Below are 15,005 nucleotides of genomic sequence, written 5' to 3'. Positions count from 1 at the left end.
GCCTGCGGCCATGCGTTCTCGGCGTCGTCTGCCGGGCCTGTGCGACAGCTGCCCGGAGCGTCGATCGCGACATCGTGAACCACCGGATCATCTTCGTCATCAAGGACCCGTGAGGCACGCGCCTACGCCCTCCACGAGGTGCTGCACGTCAGGAGGTGACGTCCACCAGGACCCTGCCGACCGCGCGGCTCTCGACCGCTCGGTGCGCGGTCAGCGCGGGTATGCCGATGAGGCGCCGACGTCCAAACCGGCCTCGTCGGGCAGCGGCACTGCCTGGGGACGTCGGGCCGTTCGTTCGCCGCCGGCTACCGGGCCCCGGGGCCGGGGGCGGGCGGGGTGCGCGGTCGCAGGCGCTCTCCCTGTGGCCCGAACGTGATCAGGTACTCGACCGGGCCGCCGGGGCCGGCGTTCGCGACCCCGTGAGGACTCCGGGTGTCGGACTCGGCGACGTCCCCGGCTCTGAGGACGAGGTCCTGGCCGCCGAGTGCAAGCCACAGCCGCCCGACCGGATCCGTGCCGCCCCCCGGAGGCGGCACGGATCCGGCCGGTCCTGGGTCACGGGCGGCGCGGGCAGGGCGGGGCGTAGTCGAGGCGGGGGAAACGCTGGGCCCACTGGGCGCGGCTGATGGTGCCGTGGACGCGGTCGCAGGCATCGGCGAGCACCCGGTCGAGGGCGGGGTACCAGATTTGGACGCTGTAGTGGGCGGTCACGGTGAGGAACGTGCCGTCCGTCTTGAGGTAGCGCACTTCCTTGACCGTTCCGCGGGGGTTGGTGAGGTGTGGAGTTCCCCCGTGATGTTGGACACTCGATGCTTACGCTGCGAGGTCGTGTCCTCGTTCGTGTCGCTGTCTGATCTCCAGCGGGGTGAGGTAGCCCCACAGCGGGTGCTTGCGTAGCCGTTTGCGGTTGTAGAAGGTTTCGATGAAGGCGAAGATCTCGGCGCGGGCGGTGTTCCGGTCGGGCCAGTGGCGGGTGCCGATTTCTGCTTTGAGCAGTGCGAAGAAGCTCTCGGCGGCAGCGTTGTCGTAGCAGGAGCCGGTGCGGCCCATGCTCTGCCGCAGTCCCAACCGGTCTATGGTGCGGCGGAGTTCGTCGGAGGTGTACTCCGCTCCGCGGTCGGAGTGCACGATGCAGCGGGGCCGGAGCCGGCCGCGGCCGGCCGCCATCGCCAGGGCGTCGACGAGCAGGGTCGCGCGGTGATGGTCGGCCATCGAGTAGCCGACGATCTCGCGGGTGGCCAGGTCCAGCCAGGTCGCCAGATACAGCCAGCCCTCACCGGTGGGGATGTAGGTGATGTCGCCGACCAGTCTGGTCCCCGGCGCGCTCTCGGTGAAGTCGCGGCCGATCAGGTCGAGGGCGGGCACGGCCTTCTTCGCCGGGCGGGTCACGCTCTTGCGCTTGCGGCGCGTCACACCGGCGATGCCGCGTTCACGCATGACCCGCTCCACACGCTTGCGGTTGATCCCGCTGCCCAGCCTGCGCAGTTCGGCATGGATCCGCGGCACCCCGTAGGTGCTCCGGGAGGCGAGGCGCAGCACGGTGATCTCGTGGGCCAGGGCCTCATCGGCGGCCCGGCGGGCGGCGCGGGCCTGCTCGCCCGCCAGCCAGGCATAGAAGGAGGAGCGGGCCACTTTCAGCAGCCGGCACAACAGAGCGACACCGTGGGTGGTCTTCTCCGCCCCGATGAACGCGTACACCTCGTTCATCGATCGCTCTCCTGCGCGAAGAAGACCGCCGCTTTTCGCAGCACCTCGATCGTCTCGGCCTGCTCACGGTTCTGCCGCCGCAGCCGTCGCAGCTCTTCCCGCTCCGCGCTCGTCAGCTCGCCCGGCGCCCCCTGGCCGCGGTCGACCGTGTCCTGCTTCACCCAGTTCCGCAGGCCCTCCGCGCTGACACCGAGCTCCCGGGCCACCTCCGTGACCGTCCTGCCGGAGGAATGGACCAGCGCGACCGCGTCCCGCTTGAACTCCTCCGAGTACCGCCTGCTCCGGCTGTTCTTGTTTCCCACCTGGCACTACTTCCTCTGGGACCTCACATCCCAGTCTCCAGGTGTCCAACATCAAGGGGAAGCTCCACCTCCAAGGTCACCCGCAGCCTGGACGATCCCGAGTCCCTGCGCGGTGCCACGCCTGCCGAGCTGGACAACCTGCTCAAGGGCAAGGACCGTAAACCCTCGCATTCGGCAACGGGCGGCGGGTTCATGATCAGGACCGACGGCGGCGCCATGGTCTTCGAGGCAGGCAACAACGCAAAGAAGGCCGACGGCTCCCACGTCATGAACGATCCCCTGCACCGGGGTCCGTATGTCAAGATCCAGCAGGGCAAGAAGAAGCCCATCCGCATTCCGCTGGCCGGCAACCCGACCCTGGACTGAGTGTGGAAGGGAGCAATCGGTGAAAGACTGGCAAGACGACGAGTACTGCCTCTACGTCAACGGCGGCGAGGGCTCGGATCTCTGGAGTCTGCTCGCGGACTGGTCCGACAGTGAGGACGAGCGGGAGCGGGTGAAACACATTCCGCGCTTCGCCCGTCTAATCGCCTGCTGGAGCCGACTTGGGTTCATCAAGGTGTTCCGGTCGGACGAGTGGCCCGCGGACCACACCGGCGAGGAGGTCACTGGGCAGGAGCTGGACGAGCTACTCGCCGACCCCCAGAGCTGGGAGTACACCGAGGAGCCGACCCGCTGGATCTGCGTGGCCTCCGGCGACCGGGACATCCAGGAGCTGGAGGATGGGATGTGTGAGCAAGAGCGGTGAGCGTCGCATCCTGACACCGCGGGCCCCGGCCGACCTCTGTCGGCCGGGGCCCGCGTAGGTCCGTCAACCTCAGCCGCCGGCCACCCGGACCGGCGGCCCCCGCAGCTCGGGAGCATGAAGAATGATCAAGGTGGAAAACGCTGGGGCGGATCGCCACGGGCGACGAACAGGGGCGGTATGTGTTCGTCCGGGAGCTCTCGGAACCACCCTCCGAGCTATCTCGTCCTGACTGCTGCGGACACGGACGAAGTCGCCGGTGGAGACGAGTGGGAGTATTTTGCGTCTCTGGAGGCCTTCTTCCAGGAAGGTCGATGGGTGGTCGAGTGGCTGAGTTGAGTTGGGATCACCGGTGGCCAGGCGTGCGGCCCGGCCACTGCCCTCGATGGTGCAGACGTGCTTTTGTCCAAGGCCTGCCAGTCGTTGGCCGAGTGGCTGCCGCGCCAGGTGGTAGCCGCCCTGGTCCGTCCGGGCCGGGGCGGTGGCTGCACCCGGGGTGTTGTCCAGGGGGCGAAGGTGGTCGGCCCTACCAGGCTGCCGACAGTGCCGAGCACACTGCGCGTGCTCAGTTCGTTCGTGACGCGCCGTCCTTTTGACACGGTGGTGGGTGACGATCAGGGGCACGGTGTAGACCAGGCAAAGGAGCGCCAAGACGGGGAGCGCGACCAGGGCCGGGTTTGCCCAGGCGGGACCAGGTCGTAACCCCGCATGACACTTGTCGTGCAGCAGACCCGATGTTCCGGCACAGCGGCGTGGGGCACCCCCGCGAAGGCTGGGGGTGCCCGTAGCCGGCGTCGCGCGCCCGCCAGGAATTACGTGACAGCCGCTTACGGGCTTGGCGGGCATCGTCGTTGAGGTTGGCGGAGCCCGCCGCCTATGGGCGGGTAAATTTTCGAATTCTGGCCCTACGGAGGTGCCGCAGTCTTGATTGAAGTGAAGAGCTATCTCATGGGTGCAGACGGGAAATTTCACCCGGTCGACCAGGTTTCCACATACGACGGAGATCGCGATTATGTGGAAGGTGCCATAGAGCTGACGATCAACCATGTCCCCATTATCGACTGCGACATGTACGACTATGTCGATCAGTTGTGGGCCTATCTTGTCCGCTTGATCGGTGAGGCGTCTACTTCCGGCCGAAGCGAGACCCTGTTCCCTGACCAGCCCATTCGGCTGACTCTGGAAAACGGGCGCAATGGGCGCATGTTGGTTACCTGCGACGCTGGAGACGGTCGACGCGTAGCATACTGTTTCAGGAAGGAACTGAGTGCGGCCATCAAGGAAGAAGCCACCCGTTTCTTCCAGTGGATGTCCCAACTGATTCCGGAGAACTCCAGAGGCTACGCATACGCACTCCGGGATGCCGCTGCCATTCAGGCTTGACTGAACCGATCCGGGTTTGTTGGAGACTCCGGACTGTCCCCGGAGTGGTTCACCTGCCGTGCTCGGACCGCTCTCCGGAGCGCTCGATTGCGGCCTACGGATCTGGATTGGGTTCTGGAGTTCCGACGGCCAGTCAGCGTGCGGGTAGCTGTTCGGGGGTAGCCCTACGGCGCTCTACGGCAGTTCAGGGCTTTGCTGCGGGGTCATGGCTCCGTAGGCCGTTTCCGCGGGTAGCGGGAACGGCCTTTGCCGTTCCCGGGGTGGGAGCGATGGGGAGCCCTCTGGGAGCCCTCGCGCTCCCACCTCGCAGACGTGTCAACCGTGCCCGTTTCGTCCGTCACCCGATCCGGTAGACGTAGCCGGCCGTACCGCGCCACTGCACGCCGCCGTCAACCCTTCGCCCCTACGGTCACCCACCCGCGTCGGTCCGATCCGACCGGCCACCGGCCAAAGAACCCCTTGTCCGCTCACCGGCCTCTTCCCGACTGGGCGCACCGGCGCCGCTCCCCATACGACGGGGACCACCGTGCTCCTCGCCGAGGCCCCGTACTCGGGATCTGTGCAGGCCAAGAGCGGGCCATGGTGCCGGGCTGGCGACGACATCCCGGGTCGGGGACGGCCAATGCCCCTTGGCGTTTTGGCCGCAGACGGGGCACTCCCACAACCGCCACGCCGCACAGGGCAGTTCAGCGCTCTACCAAGCTCTACCGTTCCGGCCTTCCAGAGGTGGTTTGGGTGCGCTGCGCGGTGAACCTCCTGGCGTCGTGGGGCTGCGGCCGCTGATGGTGACAGCGGCCGTCTCGCTCTGTACCCGGCGTACAGACCGACTCGTACGCTGACGCTGCCCCGAACTGGCTTATATCCGGGTCAGGCTCATCTTTCGTTGGCTTCGACCAGCCGTTCCCTGACGTGGGCGGCCAGCTGTTGATCCAGGTGATTGTGCGGCTGAACCGGTAGACGTCGACGCTTGGCCGCAGGTTCGAGTCCCCGGCAGGAGCCGCAAAACGTGGGAAGCAGGATCGGCGCTGATGGGGGGCGAGACGCTGATGGTGACGGCGGCCGTCTCATTCTCAACCCGGCGCACAGGCCGACTCGTCCACCTTCATGGCCCTGACGCGGGGGATACCCGGGTCAGGGCCCTCTTTGGTTGGTCGGGCCTTCCCGCGTCTTCCTGAACCGCTCCAGGTCTGATGGAGGCTCGATTCCCTGAGAGGGTCGAGCCATGGCAGGCCGGTGCCCGCAGTCGGCGGAGACAGATGATGCAGCAAGCCAGTTACAGGAGACCGTGATGGAGATCTGCACGGCGTTCATAGCGGATCCGTAGGCGTTGGAACTGGTGGAGCCAGGCAAGGTGCGCTCGAGATCCCACCGGGTCTTTCCCGGGCCGGAGCCATGGGCGACACCCCGCCTGGCGATGAGTGGCTTGATGCCGCACTTCCGGTTTCGGCTGTAGTCAGAGTTCCGGAACTCGGGTGGGGTCGGGGCTGATGCGTTCGCCGCGTACATCGAAGATGAGCAGGTTGCGTACGTCGATGAGGAGGGGGATGTGCTGGCCTCTTCGATGACGTGCGCCCGGTTCATCGCGTATGACGAGTTCTCCGATGCCTTTGCGAGCAGGGGGCTGCGCCGGAGGCTGTGTGTCTCTGGGGTGTGCGGGGAGGCGGCCGAAGAGGCCGGTGCGGCGGCGGAGTTGACGCAGGAGGTCGGCGGCGCTTCCGCGGGCCGGGTGGTGGGGCGTGTGGTCGGGGAGTTGGGCCGGTACGTCGGCCCGTTGTCCGCCGAGTGAAAGGTGGAGCAGGGCTTCGTGGCCTTGGAACTCGGCGTGCTCGACGACGCCGGTCATGGCTCGTTCGAAGGCGGTGGCGTGTGTCTGGTCGGCGATGCGGATGGCTTCGGGACGGAGGCCGATGAGGAGCGGCTGTCCCTGGACGATGCGGAGCATCTGGTGGTCGTGGGTGAGCGGGTAGGACAGGGTGATCTTCTGGGCTCCGAAGTTGAGTGCCATGAGGCCGTCAACGGGGGCGTACACGGTGCCGTGCAGCAGGTTGATCCTCGGGGTGCCGACGAAGGAGGCGACGAAGGCGTTGGCGGGCAGCGCGTAGAGGTTGCGGGGGGTGTCGATCTGCTGGAGGATCCCGTCGCGCATGACTGCCACCCGGTCGCCGAGCGCCATGGCCTCGGCCTGGTCGTGGGTGACGTAGATCGTCGTCGCACCGGTGCTGCGGGTGACCGCGAGCATTTCGGTGCGCAGGCGGGCGCGCAGCCGGGTGTCGAGACTGGAGAGCGGCTCGTCCATCAGGAAGACCGAGGGACGCCGGACCACGGCGCGGCCCATGGCGACGCGCTGGCGCTCCCCGCCGGAGAGCCGGCCGGGGATCTGGTCCAGGAGGTGGCCGATGCCCAGGGTCTGGGCGACGGCCTGCACGCGGGCACTCACCTGGTCGGGGTCCTGCTTCTGGACCGCCAGGGGGAAGCCGATGTTCTGCGCGGTGGTCATGTTGGGGTAGAGCGCGAAGCTCTGGAAGATCATCGCGATGTCGCGTTCGCTGGGCTGGAGGTCGTTGGCGATCTTTCCGTCGAGGTGCAGCTCGCCCCCGCTGATCGTTTCCAGACCGGCGATCATGCGCAGGAGGGTGGACTTGCCGCATCCGGAGGGGCCGAGCAGGACGAGGAACTCGCCGTCCTCGACGGTCATGGAGAGCTGGCGCACGGCTCTCTGCCCGTTGGGGTAGGTCTTGGCTAGGTTGTGCAGGGTGATGGTGCTGCCCACGGGTGCTCCTGGTACGTGTCGCGCTTGGCGGGAAAAGAGAGGGGCCGGTCAGGGGGTGAGTTCGTCGGCGGCGATGTGGAGGCATGCGGCGACCAGGACGAGGTTCTTGATGACGTACTGGCCTTCGAGGGTGGGAACAGCCGCGGTGTGCCAGGCGGTGTCCGGCAGGACCAGCAGGGAGAGGAAAACTCCGGCCATGTGGAGGAAGAACGCTGCCAGGGCCCAGCGGAGCAGGAAGCCGGTCAGGAGCGCGAGTCCGATGCCCGTCTCCAGAACCGCGAGCAGGAGCAGGCAGGCCGGGGCGGGGATGAGCCCCATGGCCATTTCGGTCATGGCGCTGATGGCGAAGCCCTCGGCTGCGCTCGCGCCGGGGAAGAACTTCAGGATGCCGAACCAGCAGAAGATCAGGCCGATGCAGACGCGCAGAACGGCGGGGCTGACCCGCGTGTAGCGGTGCGCGTGGGGTGCGAGGCGGCTTCGCAGGGACTGCCGTGCGCTCGGCTGCGGGGCGGGCGCCTGGTCGGTGGGGGCAGGGATTTCGGCGGGGTGGCGGCGGTGGGAAGTGCTGGTTATCGTCGATCCTCCGCTGGAGACGATCACGGGTACAGACTGCTGGGCACCTGACGAGGGCGGTTGGTCGCAGTCCCGGGCCCTGCGGGGTCGGGAAGGGGCGGGGCCCCGTGGGAAGCAGTGCCTCCCACGGGGCCCGGGTCAGCCGGCTGTCAGCTGAAGTTGACGTCGCTGCACAGGAAGTACTTCTGGTCCATGTGCGACGCCTTCCAGACGGTCACCACGACGTGGCGTCCGCTGTAACCGGAGGTGCTGACGTCCGTGACGTAGTGCGGCTGGTAGGTGTAGCTGCCGGTCTTCTTCACCAGCTCGAGGTCGTCCCACCCGATCAGCTGGTACTCCGGGTTGAAGCCCTGCTTGGTGACGTAGACCTCGAGCCAGTCCGCGCCGTGCCGGGCCTCGTCGTAGATGTCGACGGTGAAGTTGGAGCCGATGTCGGTCATCTTCCACGGGCCCGGGCGGTCGAGGGGCCGGTAGTTCGTCTCGCCCTGGCCGCCGGCGCTGCAGATCTCTCCGTTGGGGATGACCTGCTTGTAGTTGTCGCCGGTGTTGTTGGCGTAGACGGCCTTCCACGCGCCGATGGCGTTCGCGTTCTCGTGGTAGGTCCGGTAGCACATGGGGTCCTGGGACTCGCTGGGCTCGGTGTAGCCCCAGCGCTGCAGGCAGCCGTAGTTGCGGGTCTCGGGGGTGATGACGGTGCCGTGCGCAGAGGCCGCGGGTGCTTGGACGACGCCGAGGAGGGCGGTGGCCAGTACGGCGGAGCTCAGCGCGACGGCGCGGGACAGCGTTGCGGGTATGCGGTTCATGGTGCTTTTCCTCCGAGTGTGTGGAGATCACAGGCCGACCTCGGCCAGTGATTTAGGTGTACATGACAGCTGGCGTGATGTGTTCAGACGTTGCTGGGGCCGTTGCTCACCTCCTCTCGTCGGCGGGCGGGCAGGTTCAGCAGGACCGTCAGGGACCACCGGCCGGGGCCGAGGGTGGCGATGAGCAGGAAGGCCCAGCAGAACAGCGCGGCGCTCTCCCCGCCGTTCTGTATTGGGAACAGTCCGTCGCCCTGGTGGTGGACGAAGTAGGCGTAGGCCATGGAGCCTGAGCACACGAAGGCTGCCGGGCGGGTGCCGATGCCGATCAGCACGAGTGCTCCGCCGGTCAGCTGGATCACCGCGGCCCACCAGCTGGGCCACTGCCCGGCGCTGGGTACCTCGCCGTGCGGGCCGCCTAAGACGTCGAAGAGGGTGGCGGCTCCGTGGCAGGCGAAGAGCAGACCGGTCACGATGCGGAAGAGGCTCAGGACGGACAGTTCGAACCGGGTTGATGGCATGTGGGGCAAGTCCTTCTGCGGGGTGGGGGGGAGGGTGTGCTGCTGGGCCTGGTGGTCGGTGGCCGCCGCGGGTGCGGCCACCGACCACTGGTGCGGCTAGGCGGTGAGGCTGAACTTCTGGCTGGCCCAGGTACTGCAGTCCCACAGGTGGAGACGGGCACCGTTGGCAGTGCTCTGGCCTTCGATGTCGAGGCAGCGGCCGGACTTGAGGTTCTTCAGCGTGCCGTTGGCCTGGAAGGCCCACTTCTGGCTGTCCCAGCCGCCGCAGTCCCACAGGTGGGCCTTGGTGCCGTTGGCGGTGGCGCCGCCTTCGACGTCGAGGCACTTGCCGCCGGACTTGAGCTGCTGGCCGTCCAGCGTCCAGGTCATCGAGGCGGTGTTCGCGCAGGCCCACTGCTGGATCGCGGTGCCGTTGGCCGTGCCGGCTCCAGCGCGGTCGATGCACTTGGCGTTGCCGCCGTTGACGATCTGGCCGGAACCCGGGTCCGGGTCCGGGTCGGGGTTGCCGCCGCCGGGGCCCCAAGCGTTCCAGTTGTCCCAGTTCTCGGCGTCAAAGCCGAGCCGGCCGGGCTTGTCCGCGCTCCAGTTGGTGCCGGACTTGTTGATGACAGTGCCGCCGACGGTGTAGTTCTCGAGCTTGAGGCCCTTGCTCTGGGTCGTCTCGTTCCCCAGGGTGACCTTCTGGCCGGCGCTGTTGGAGTGGCGCTTGAGCAGGCTGATCTGGCTGCTCGGGTCGAGGCCGCTCCAGCTGTCGATCTTCAGGTTCTTGACGTGGATGTTCTCAGTGCTGGAGAGGGCGAAGACGCGGATCGCGCAGTTGGTCATGCCCTCGACGGTGATGTTCTCGAAGGTCATGTTCTGCACCTTCGCACCGGGGTTACCCATGGTGGTTGATCCGGGGTTCTCCCAGTGGGAGGAGGAGTTGAGGATGCAGGTGTTGTACTTGACGTCCTTCCAGTACATCCGGTTGTGGATGACGTGGGTGTTGGTCACCCGGACGTTGTCGATGTTGCGGGGGGTCCAGCCCCACTGGATGACGGGGCCGTTCTCGTTCTTCCAGATGACGGTGTTATCAATGGTGACGTCGCTGTGGTACATCTTCAGCACGTCGTCGTTGGCGTTGAAGAACGTGTTCTTCATGGTGCTGCCGCGGTAGAGCTCGATGCCGTCGGTCTGCCAGTACCAGGAGCCGACCTGCTTGTAGTTGTCGACGCGCATCTGGAAGGTCTGCTCGTTGCCGTAGACGACGAACGAGTGGTAGGGCGGTTCGTTGATCGTCACGCCCTGCAGGTCGAGGTACTGCTGGGCGTTGGCGGACTGGAACTGGAGCATTTTCACGCAGGAGGCGTGGCAGTTCGACGCGCCGCTGAGGTGGTCGTAGTTGTTGTTGGTGTCCGCCTCGTAGACGTACTGCTCACCGGAGAGCACGCCGTACCCGGTGACCTTGTACAGGCCCTGGTTGTCGTGGAAGAAGCGGAAGGCTCCCTTCACGTAGGCGCCGGGGGCGAGGTAGACCCACTTCACGTTCGGCGGGAGCACCGCGTGGTACTTCGAGCCCATGGTGTAGGTGCCGGGGCGGAAGTAGATGATCTCCTTGTCGATGTTGTTCAGGTTGGTGACCTGGCCGGGCTCGGGGTAGTGGATGCTCCCTGATGCGGCGGTGGGGATGAGCCGTTCCTTCTCCGCACCGGTCGGCGTCGGCTCGGCGAAGATCATCATCGAGTTGCGCGGTTCGGTGTGGATGGCCCGGTTGTTGCCGCCGCCGCTGGTGGTCAGCTTGCCGGCGTCGTTGGCCGGGCCGGACATGTCGTTGTAGGCCGTGTAGAGCTGCGGGTCGAACTCGACGGAGAACCGGTAGCCCTTGCTGCTGTAGGGCACCTTGATCCGGATGGTCTTGCTGTTGACGAGCTCCTTGTCGAAGTTCAGGCTGCTCGGCTTGATCTTGACCTGGTCGGCGGAGGAGATGCTCTGGTCGGTGCGCAGGGACACGTCGACCCACGCATCGGCCGTGTACTGGAAGGAGGACCAGCTCATGGTGAGGTTCGCCGACGCGGAGAACTCCGCGCCGTCCTCCTTGGTGTAGCCGATCTTCCCCTTGCCGCTGCGGGGGATGTTCATGTACGCGAACGAGTCGTACTTCGTCGTCGGCGCCGCGGCCGTGGCCACCTTCACGTCGTAGAAGGAGGACCGCCGCACTTTGTCGCCGCCCACCGGGCTGCTGGTGTTGAACTCGTGGTTGTCGTGCCACCAGGTCTGCAGCTGCTCGCTGTTGGCGGTGTCACCCGCCGCTCCTGTTGCCGGCGCCGCGAGTACCGCAGCAGCAGGGACGAGCTGCCCTGCCGGAGCGGGGGCGGCCGAGGCCAGGGTGCTGGCGGGTACGACGGCTCCAGCGAGCGCCAGTGCCAGGCCGGCGGCGATGGCCGCCAGCGGGTTGAGCCGTCGCAGTCTTCCTGCGGGCATGATGATGTCCTCTCCTTGATGAATCGGTGCATGGCCCCAGGGCACCCGCCCGGGGGCGGGCACGGACACCGCTGGGACAGCTGGAACAGCTGTGTGGCGGAGTCATCGGTGCATGCGGTCGCCCGTTTCCGGGGCTTGACCGGGGTGCGGAGTGCGGCACTCGTCCTGGTCGGCGGTCCGTCTCTCTTCGGGGGAGGCGGCTGAGGGAGTCCACGCGGGGATCATTCGCAGGGCCAGGAGCACAGGACACCGGTCCTGCGAACGGAACGAACCGGTCCTGCCCGCCCCGAGGGGTGAGGGGGCTGCAGGCGTGACGGCGACCTGTGGCCCAACAGGCCCTGGCTCCGCCCCGGTTGACGGTTAACTTCCCGTCATTTCTTCCCTGTGTCAATGAAATAAACAGGATTCTTCGACCTGCGGGGCCAGTGTGCGCATAACAAGAAGCACAAAAGGAGCAAATCGACCACGAGTGTCCGGCAGGGGTGGGCCATCACGGTTGCGTAACGCGATGTTTTCTTCCTTGACGCACTTAAAGGCTGAGGGACACACTCCCGTCATCAGCAGCGACGCCGACTTACACAGGTCGACGGCGTCCCAGCCGCAGGAGGCGCGATGACGATCTCTGCAACGCTTGGCAGTACCGGCCCCGCGCATACGGGAAGCCCTCGCCACCCGCATCGGGTTCGATGGCGCTGAACCCGATGCAACGGCCCTGACAGACCACTACCTGGAGGCACCGCGTGATGAGCCCGTCCAAGATCCGGTTCTCGGAGCTTGTCGGTGAGCAGACCCGGGCGGAGATCTTCGCGACCGTGCTCACCGCAGGACCCATCTCGCGCACCCAGCTCGCCCAGCGCCTGGGCCTGGTGCCCTCCTCCGTCACCCGCATGCTGCCGCCGCTGCTCGAGCACGACTACCTGCGCGAGAGTGACCCGGTTTCCCAGGGGCGGGGCAGGCCGCAGAAGATGCTGCACGTCAATCCCGACAAGCACGTGGTCGTCGGCATGAAGATCGGCCCCGGACAGGTGTCCGGCGTCGTGACCGACATGGCGGCCAACGTCCTGGCCCGGGGCGAGGAACCCCTGGCCGACTGCACCCCCCATACCGCCCTGTCCGCCGCCGCCTCGCTGACCGGCAGGCTCCTCGAAGAGGCGCCCGAAGCGGCGGACAGGGTGCTCGGACTCGGCGTCGGCGTCAGCGGCCACGTCGATTCGGCAGCCGGGATATGCCGATACTCGGCCCTGCTTGACTGGAACAAGGTCGACGTGGCCGGGCCCCTGCGGGAGGCGACCGGGCTGTCGGTGGTCGTCAACAACGACGTCAACACCCTGGTCGTCGCCGAACGCTGGTTCGGTGAAGGCCGCGACATCGACTCCTTTGCCGTGGTCACCGTCGGCCCCGGCATCGGCTGCGGACTGCTCCTGGACGGCTCCCTGTTCTCCGGCGCCACCGGACTGGCGGGCGAACTCGGCCACCTGCCCTTGGACCCCTCCGGGCCTATGTGCAGCTGCGGCCGCCGAGGGTGCCTGGAAGCCCTGGCGGGCGACCGTGCCATCCTGCGCCACCTCGCAGACGGCGGATTCCCCTGCGACACGATCACGGAGGCCATCGACCTCGCGCGAGGTGAAGCCGGGGCGGCCCGCACCGTGGCCCGATCCGCCTTCGCCGAAGCCGGCACCGCCCTCGGCAGAGGCGTGGCCGGCATGTGCAACCTGCTCAACCTGCAGAAAATCATCATCGCCGGAGAAGGCGCGGTCGCCTACGACCTGTTCGGCCCGCACATGAGCGAGGCGATGGAAGCCCAGGCGTTCTCCACCGCGGCCACCGACTGCGACATCCACGTCGACCCCGCCCGCCACGACCTCTGGGCCCGGGGCGCCGCCTGCCTCGTCATCCGCGACACCGTGGGCGCGGCCATCTCCTGACCCACAGCGCCCGCCGCTGCTGCGGCAGCACGCCACCCAGTGAAGTAACCAAAAGCAATCATGCGATCACGATGAGGTTTGACGTGCCCGAAATCGAAGCCAATCCCGCCGACGCCTGGTGGAGCGAAGCGGTGGTGTACCAGATCTACCCCCGCAGCTTCGCCGACTCGAACGCGGACGGCATCGGCGACCTGCAAGGCATCATCGAACGGCTGGACTACCTTGTCCAGCTCGGCGTCGACGTCCTGTGGCTGTCCCCTGTCTATCCGTCTCCGCACGACGACAACGGGTACGACATCAGCGACTACCAGGACATCGACCCGCTCTTCGGGACCCTCGCAGACTTCGACCGGCTCCTGGCCGCCGTGCACGAGCGCGGCATGAAGCTCGTCATGGACCTGGTCGTCAACCACACCTCCGACGAACATCCCTGGTTCACCGCCTCCCGCGACGAAGGCCCCGAGGGCAGCAAGCGGGACTGGTACATCTGGCGCCCCGCCCGCGAGGGCATGGAGCCGGGCACCCCGGGTGCGGAACCCAACAACTGGGGTTCCTTCTTCTCCGGCCCCACCTGGGCCTACGACGAGAAGAGCGGCGAGTACTACCTGCACCTGTTCTCCCGCAAGCAGCCTGACCTCAACTGGGAGAATCCCACCGCGCGCCAGGCGGTCTACGCCATGATGCGCTGGTGGCTCGACCGGGGCGTCGACGGCTTCCGCATGGACGTCATCAACCTCATCTCCAAGACCCCCGGTCTTCCCGACGGCATCGTCCACGAAGGCGCCCTGCACGGGGACGGCAGCCCCCACTACATCTGCGGCCCCCGCATCCACGAGTACCTGGCGGAAATGCACCGCGAGGTCTTCGAAGGCCACCCGCGCCGCCTGCTCACCGTCGGCGAGATGCCCGGCGTCACTGTCGAGGACGCCAAGCTCTTCACCGACCCCGCCCGCCGCGAACTCGACATGGTCTTCCAGTTCGAGCACGTCGGCCTCGACCAAGGCCCCGCCGGCAAGTTCGACGTCCGCCCGCTCAAGCTGACCGACCTCAAGGCCAGCCTCGGCCGCTGGCAGACCGGCCTCGGCGAGACCGGCTGGAACAGCCTGTACTGGAACAACCACGACCAGCCCCGCGCCGTCTCCCGCTTCGGCGACGACAGCCCCGCCTACCGCGACCGCTCCGCGAAACTCCTCGCCACCGTGCTCCACCTGCACCGCGGCACCCCTTACGTGTACCAGGGCGAAGAGCTCGCCATGGCCAACACCCGCTTCGCCACCATCGACGACTTCCGCGACATCGAGTCCCTCAACCACCACCGCGAACAGACCGCACTCGGTGTCGATGAAGAACAGGTCCTGGCCGGGCTGCGCCACCGCAGCCGGGACAACGCCCGCACCCCCATGCAGTGGGACACCACCCAGCACGCCGGCTTCACCGCCGGCACCCCCTGGATCGCGGTGAACCCCGACCACACCCACGTCAACGCCAAGGCCCAGCTCGCCGACCCCGACTCCGTATTCCACTACTACCGCCGCCTGATCGCCCTGCGGCACACCGAGCCCGCCCTCACCCACGGCGACTTCCACATGCTCCACCCCAACCACGAACAGCTCTACGCCTTCACGCGCCACGACGCGGCCTCCGGCACGGAACTGCTCGTCCTCGCGAACTTCGGACCGGACGACCTCACCGTCGACCTGCCCGACGGCTGGGAACACAGCGAGACGCTCATCGCCAACGTTCCCGCCACCACACCCCTCAGCGCCCCGCACACCCTGCAGCCCTGGGAAGCCCGCGTCCACCGCCGCAACGCCTGACC

Annotated in this window: 13 protein-coding genes and 2 pseudogenes; 5 read left to right on the top strand and 10 right to left on the bottom strand. The window is 67.2% G+C overall.

Features of this window, described 5'->3' with window-relative positions:
• Nucleotides 1–305 precede the first annotated feature (305 nt).
• The 4 genes and pseudogenes from LIX60_RS03895 to LIX60_RS03880 all read right to left on the bottom strand — a co-directional run.
• A pseudogene (locus tag LIX60_RS03895) lies at nt 306–503 on the bottom strand (cupin domain-containing protein); the annotation flags it as partial.
• Nucleotides 504–555: 52 nt separating this feature from the next.
• Nucleotides 556–747 (bottom strand): hypothetical protein, encoded by a 192-nt coding sequence (locus tag LIX60_RS03890; RefSeq protein WP_227957210.1) that lies wholly within the window; start codon nt 745–747, stop codon nt 556–558.
• A 66-nt stretch (nt 748–813) separates the two neighbouring features.
• A complete protein-coding gene (locus LIX60_RS03885; RefSeq protein WP_227957209.1) occupies nt 814–1,707 on the bottom strand; it encodes an IS3 family transposase in 894 nt (297 codons plus the stop codon).
• Nucleotides 1,704–2,009 carry a transposase gene (locus LIX60_RS03880; protein WP_227957208.1) on the bottom strand — a complete coding sequence of 102 codons (306 nt, stop codon included), beginning with the start codon at nt 2,007–2,009 and terminating at the stop codon, nt 1,704–1,706. Before LIX60_RS03880 ends, LIX60_RS03885 begins: the two co-directional genes overlap by 4 nt.
• A 192-nt stretch (nt 2,010–2,201) precedes the next feature.
• On the opposite strand from LIX60_RS03880, the gene LIX60_RS03875 reads away from it, so the two are divergent.
• The 3 genes from LIX60_RS03875 to LIX60_RS03865 all read left to right on the top strand — a co-directional run bounded on the left by LIX60_RS03875 (nt 2,202) and on the right by LIX60_RS03865 (nt 4,137).
• On the top strand, nt 2,202–2,375 hold the full coding sequence (locus LIX60_RS03875) for a hypothetical protein (RefSeq protein ID WP_227957207.1): 174 nt from the start codon (nt 2,202–2,204) through the stop codon (nt 2,373–2,375).
• Nucleotides 2,376–2,394: 19 nt separating this feature from the next.
• Complete coding sequence (locus LIX60_RS03870; protein ID WP_227957206.1) at nt 2,395–2,757, top strand: hypothetical protein; 363 nt, start codon at nt 2,395–2,397, stop codon at nt 2,755–2,757.
• A 921-nt stretch (nt 2,758–3,678) separates the two neighbouring features.
• The gene (locus tag LIX60_RS03865; protein ID WP_227957205.1) at nt 3,679–4,137 is read left to right on the top strand and encodes a hypothetical protein; all 459 of its coding nucleotides are present in this window, start codon (nt 3,679–3,681) and stop codon (nt 4,135–4,137) included.
• Nucleotides 4,138–5,410: 1,273 nt separating this feature from the next.
• On the opposite strand, the pseudogene LIX60_RS03860 reads toward LIX60_RS03865, so the two are convergent.
• The 6 genes and pseudogenes from LIX60_RS03860 to LIX60_RS03835 all read right to left on the bottom strand — a co-directional run.
• Nucleotides 5,411–5,583: pseudogene (locus tag LIX60_RS03860) on the bottom strand (IS5/IS1182 family transposase); the annotation flags it as partial.
• 7 nt (nt 5,584–5,590) lie between these two features.
• Nucleotides 5,591–6,907 carry an ABC transporter ATP-binding protein gene (locus LIX60_RS03855; RefSeq protein WP_227957204.1) on the bottom strand — a complete coding sequence of 439 codons (1,317 nt, stop codon included), beginning with the start codon at nt 6,905–6,907 and terminating at the stop codon, nt 5,591–5,593.
• A 48-nt stretch (nt 6,908–6,955) separates the two neighbouring features.
• Nucleotides 6,956–7,507 carry a DoxX family protein gene (locus LIX60_RS03850; RefSeq protein WP_227957203.1) on the bottom strand — a complete coding sequence of 184 codons (552 nt, stop codon included), beginning with the start codon at nt 7,505–7,507 and terminating at the stop codon, nt 6,956–6,958.
• 122 nt (nt 7,508–7,629) lie between these two features.
• Nucleotides 7,630–8,283 carry a lytic polysaccharide monooxygenase auxiliary activity family 9 protein gene (locus LIX60_RS03845; protein ID WP_227957202.1) on the bottom strand — a complete coding sequence of 218 codons (654 nt, stop codon included), beginning with the start codon at nt 8,281–8,283 and terminating at the stop codon, nt 7,630–7,632.
• Nucleotides 8,284–8,366: 83 nt separating this feature from the next.
• Nucleotides 8,367–8,801 carry a DoxX family protein gene (locus LIX60_RS03840; RefSeq protein WP_227957201.1) on the bottom strand — a complete coding sequence of 145 codons (435 nt, stop codon included), beginning with the start codon at nt 8,799–8,801 and terminating at the stop codon, nt 8,367–8,369.
• A gap of 96 nt (nt 8,802–8,897) precedes the next feature.
• Complete coding sequence (locus LIX60_RS03835; protein WP_227957200.1) at nt 8,898–11,261, bottom strand: family 49 glycosyl hydrolase; 2,364 nt, start codon at nt 11,259–11,261, stop codon at nt 8,898–8,900.
• 743 nt (nt 11,262–12,004) lie between these two features.
• Here LIX60_RS03835 and LIX60_RS03830 point away from each other — a divergent pair.
• Together LIX60_RS03830 and LIX60_RS03825 are read left to right on the top strand one after the other, a co-directional pair.
• Nucleotides 12,005–13,186, top strand: coding sequence for an ROK family transcriptional regulator (locus tag LIX60_RS03830; RefSeq protein WP_227957199.1), 1,182 nt, complete (start codon nt 12,005–12,007; stop codon nt 13,184–13,186).
• A gap of 83 nt (nt 13,187–13,269) precedes the next feature.
• Nucleotides 13,270–15,003 carry an alpha-glucosidase gene (locus LIX60_RS03825; RefSeq protein WP_227957198.1) on the top strand — a complete coding sequence of 578 codons (1,734 nt, stop codon included), beginning with the start codon at nt 13,270–13,272 and terminating at the stop codon, nt 15,001–15,003.
• The last annotated feature ends 2 nt before the right edge of the window (nt 15,004–15,005 follow it).

This window comes from Streptomyces sp. S07_1.15 (assembly GCF_020739505.1).
Classification (GTDB): domain Bacteria; phylum Actinomycetota; class Actinomycetes; order Streptomycetales; family Streptomycetaceae; genus Streptomyces; species Streptomyces xinghaiensis.
This window is presented reverse-complemented; position numbering and strand designations above follow the sequence as displayed.

Bases quoted from the DNA above. Each gene is read 5' to 3' on its own strand.
- LIX60_RS03885 (WP_227957209.1), bottom strand. From the start codon at position 1,707: ATGAACGAGGTGTACGCGTTCATCGGGGCGGAGAAGACCACCCACGGT.
- LIX60_RS03875 (WP_227957207.1), top strand. From the start codon at position 2,202: ATGATCAGGACCGACGGCGGCGCCATGGTCTTCGAGGCAGGCAACAAC.
- LIX60_RS03845 (WP_227957202.1), bottom strand. From the start codon at position 8,283: ATGAACCGCATACCCGCAACGCTGTCCCGCGCCGTCGCGCTGAGCTCC.
- LIX60_RS03840 (WP_227957201.1), bottom strand. From the start codon at position 8,801: ATGCCATCAACCCGGTTCGAACTGTCCGTCCTGAGCCTCTTCCGCATC.
- LIX60_RS03835 (WP_227957200.1), bottom strand. From the start codon at position 11,261: ATGCCCGCAGGAAGACTGCGACGGCTCAACCCGCTGGCGGCCATCGCC.
- LIX60_RS03830 (WP_227957199.1), top strand. From the start codon at position 12,005: ATGAGCCCGTCCAAGATCCGGTTCTCGGAGCTTGTCGGTGAGCAGACC.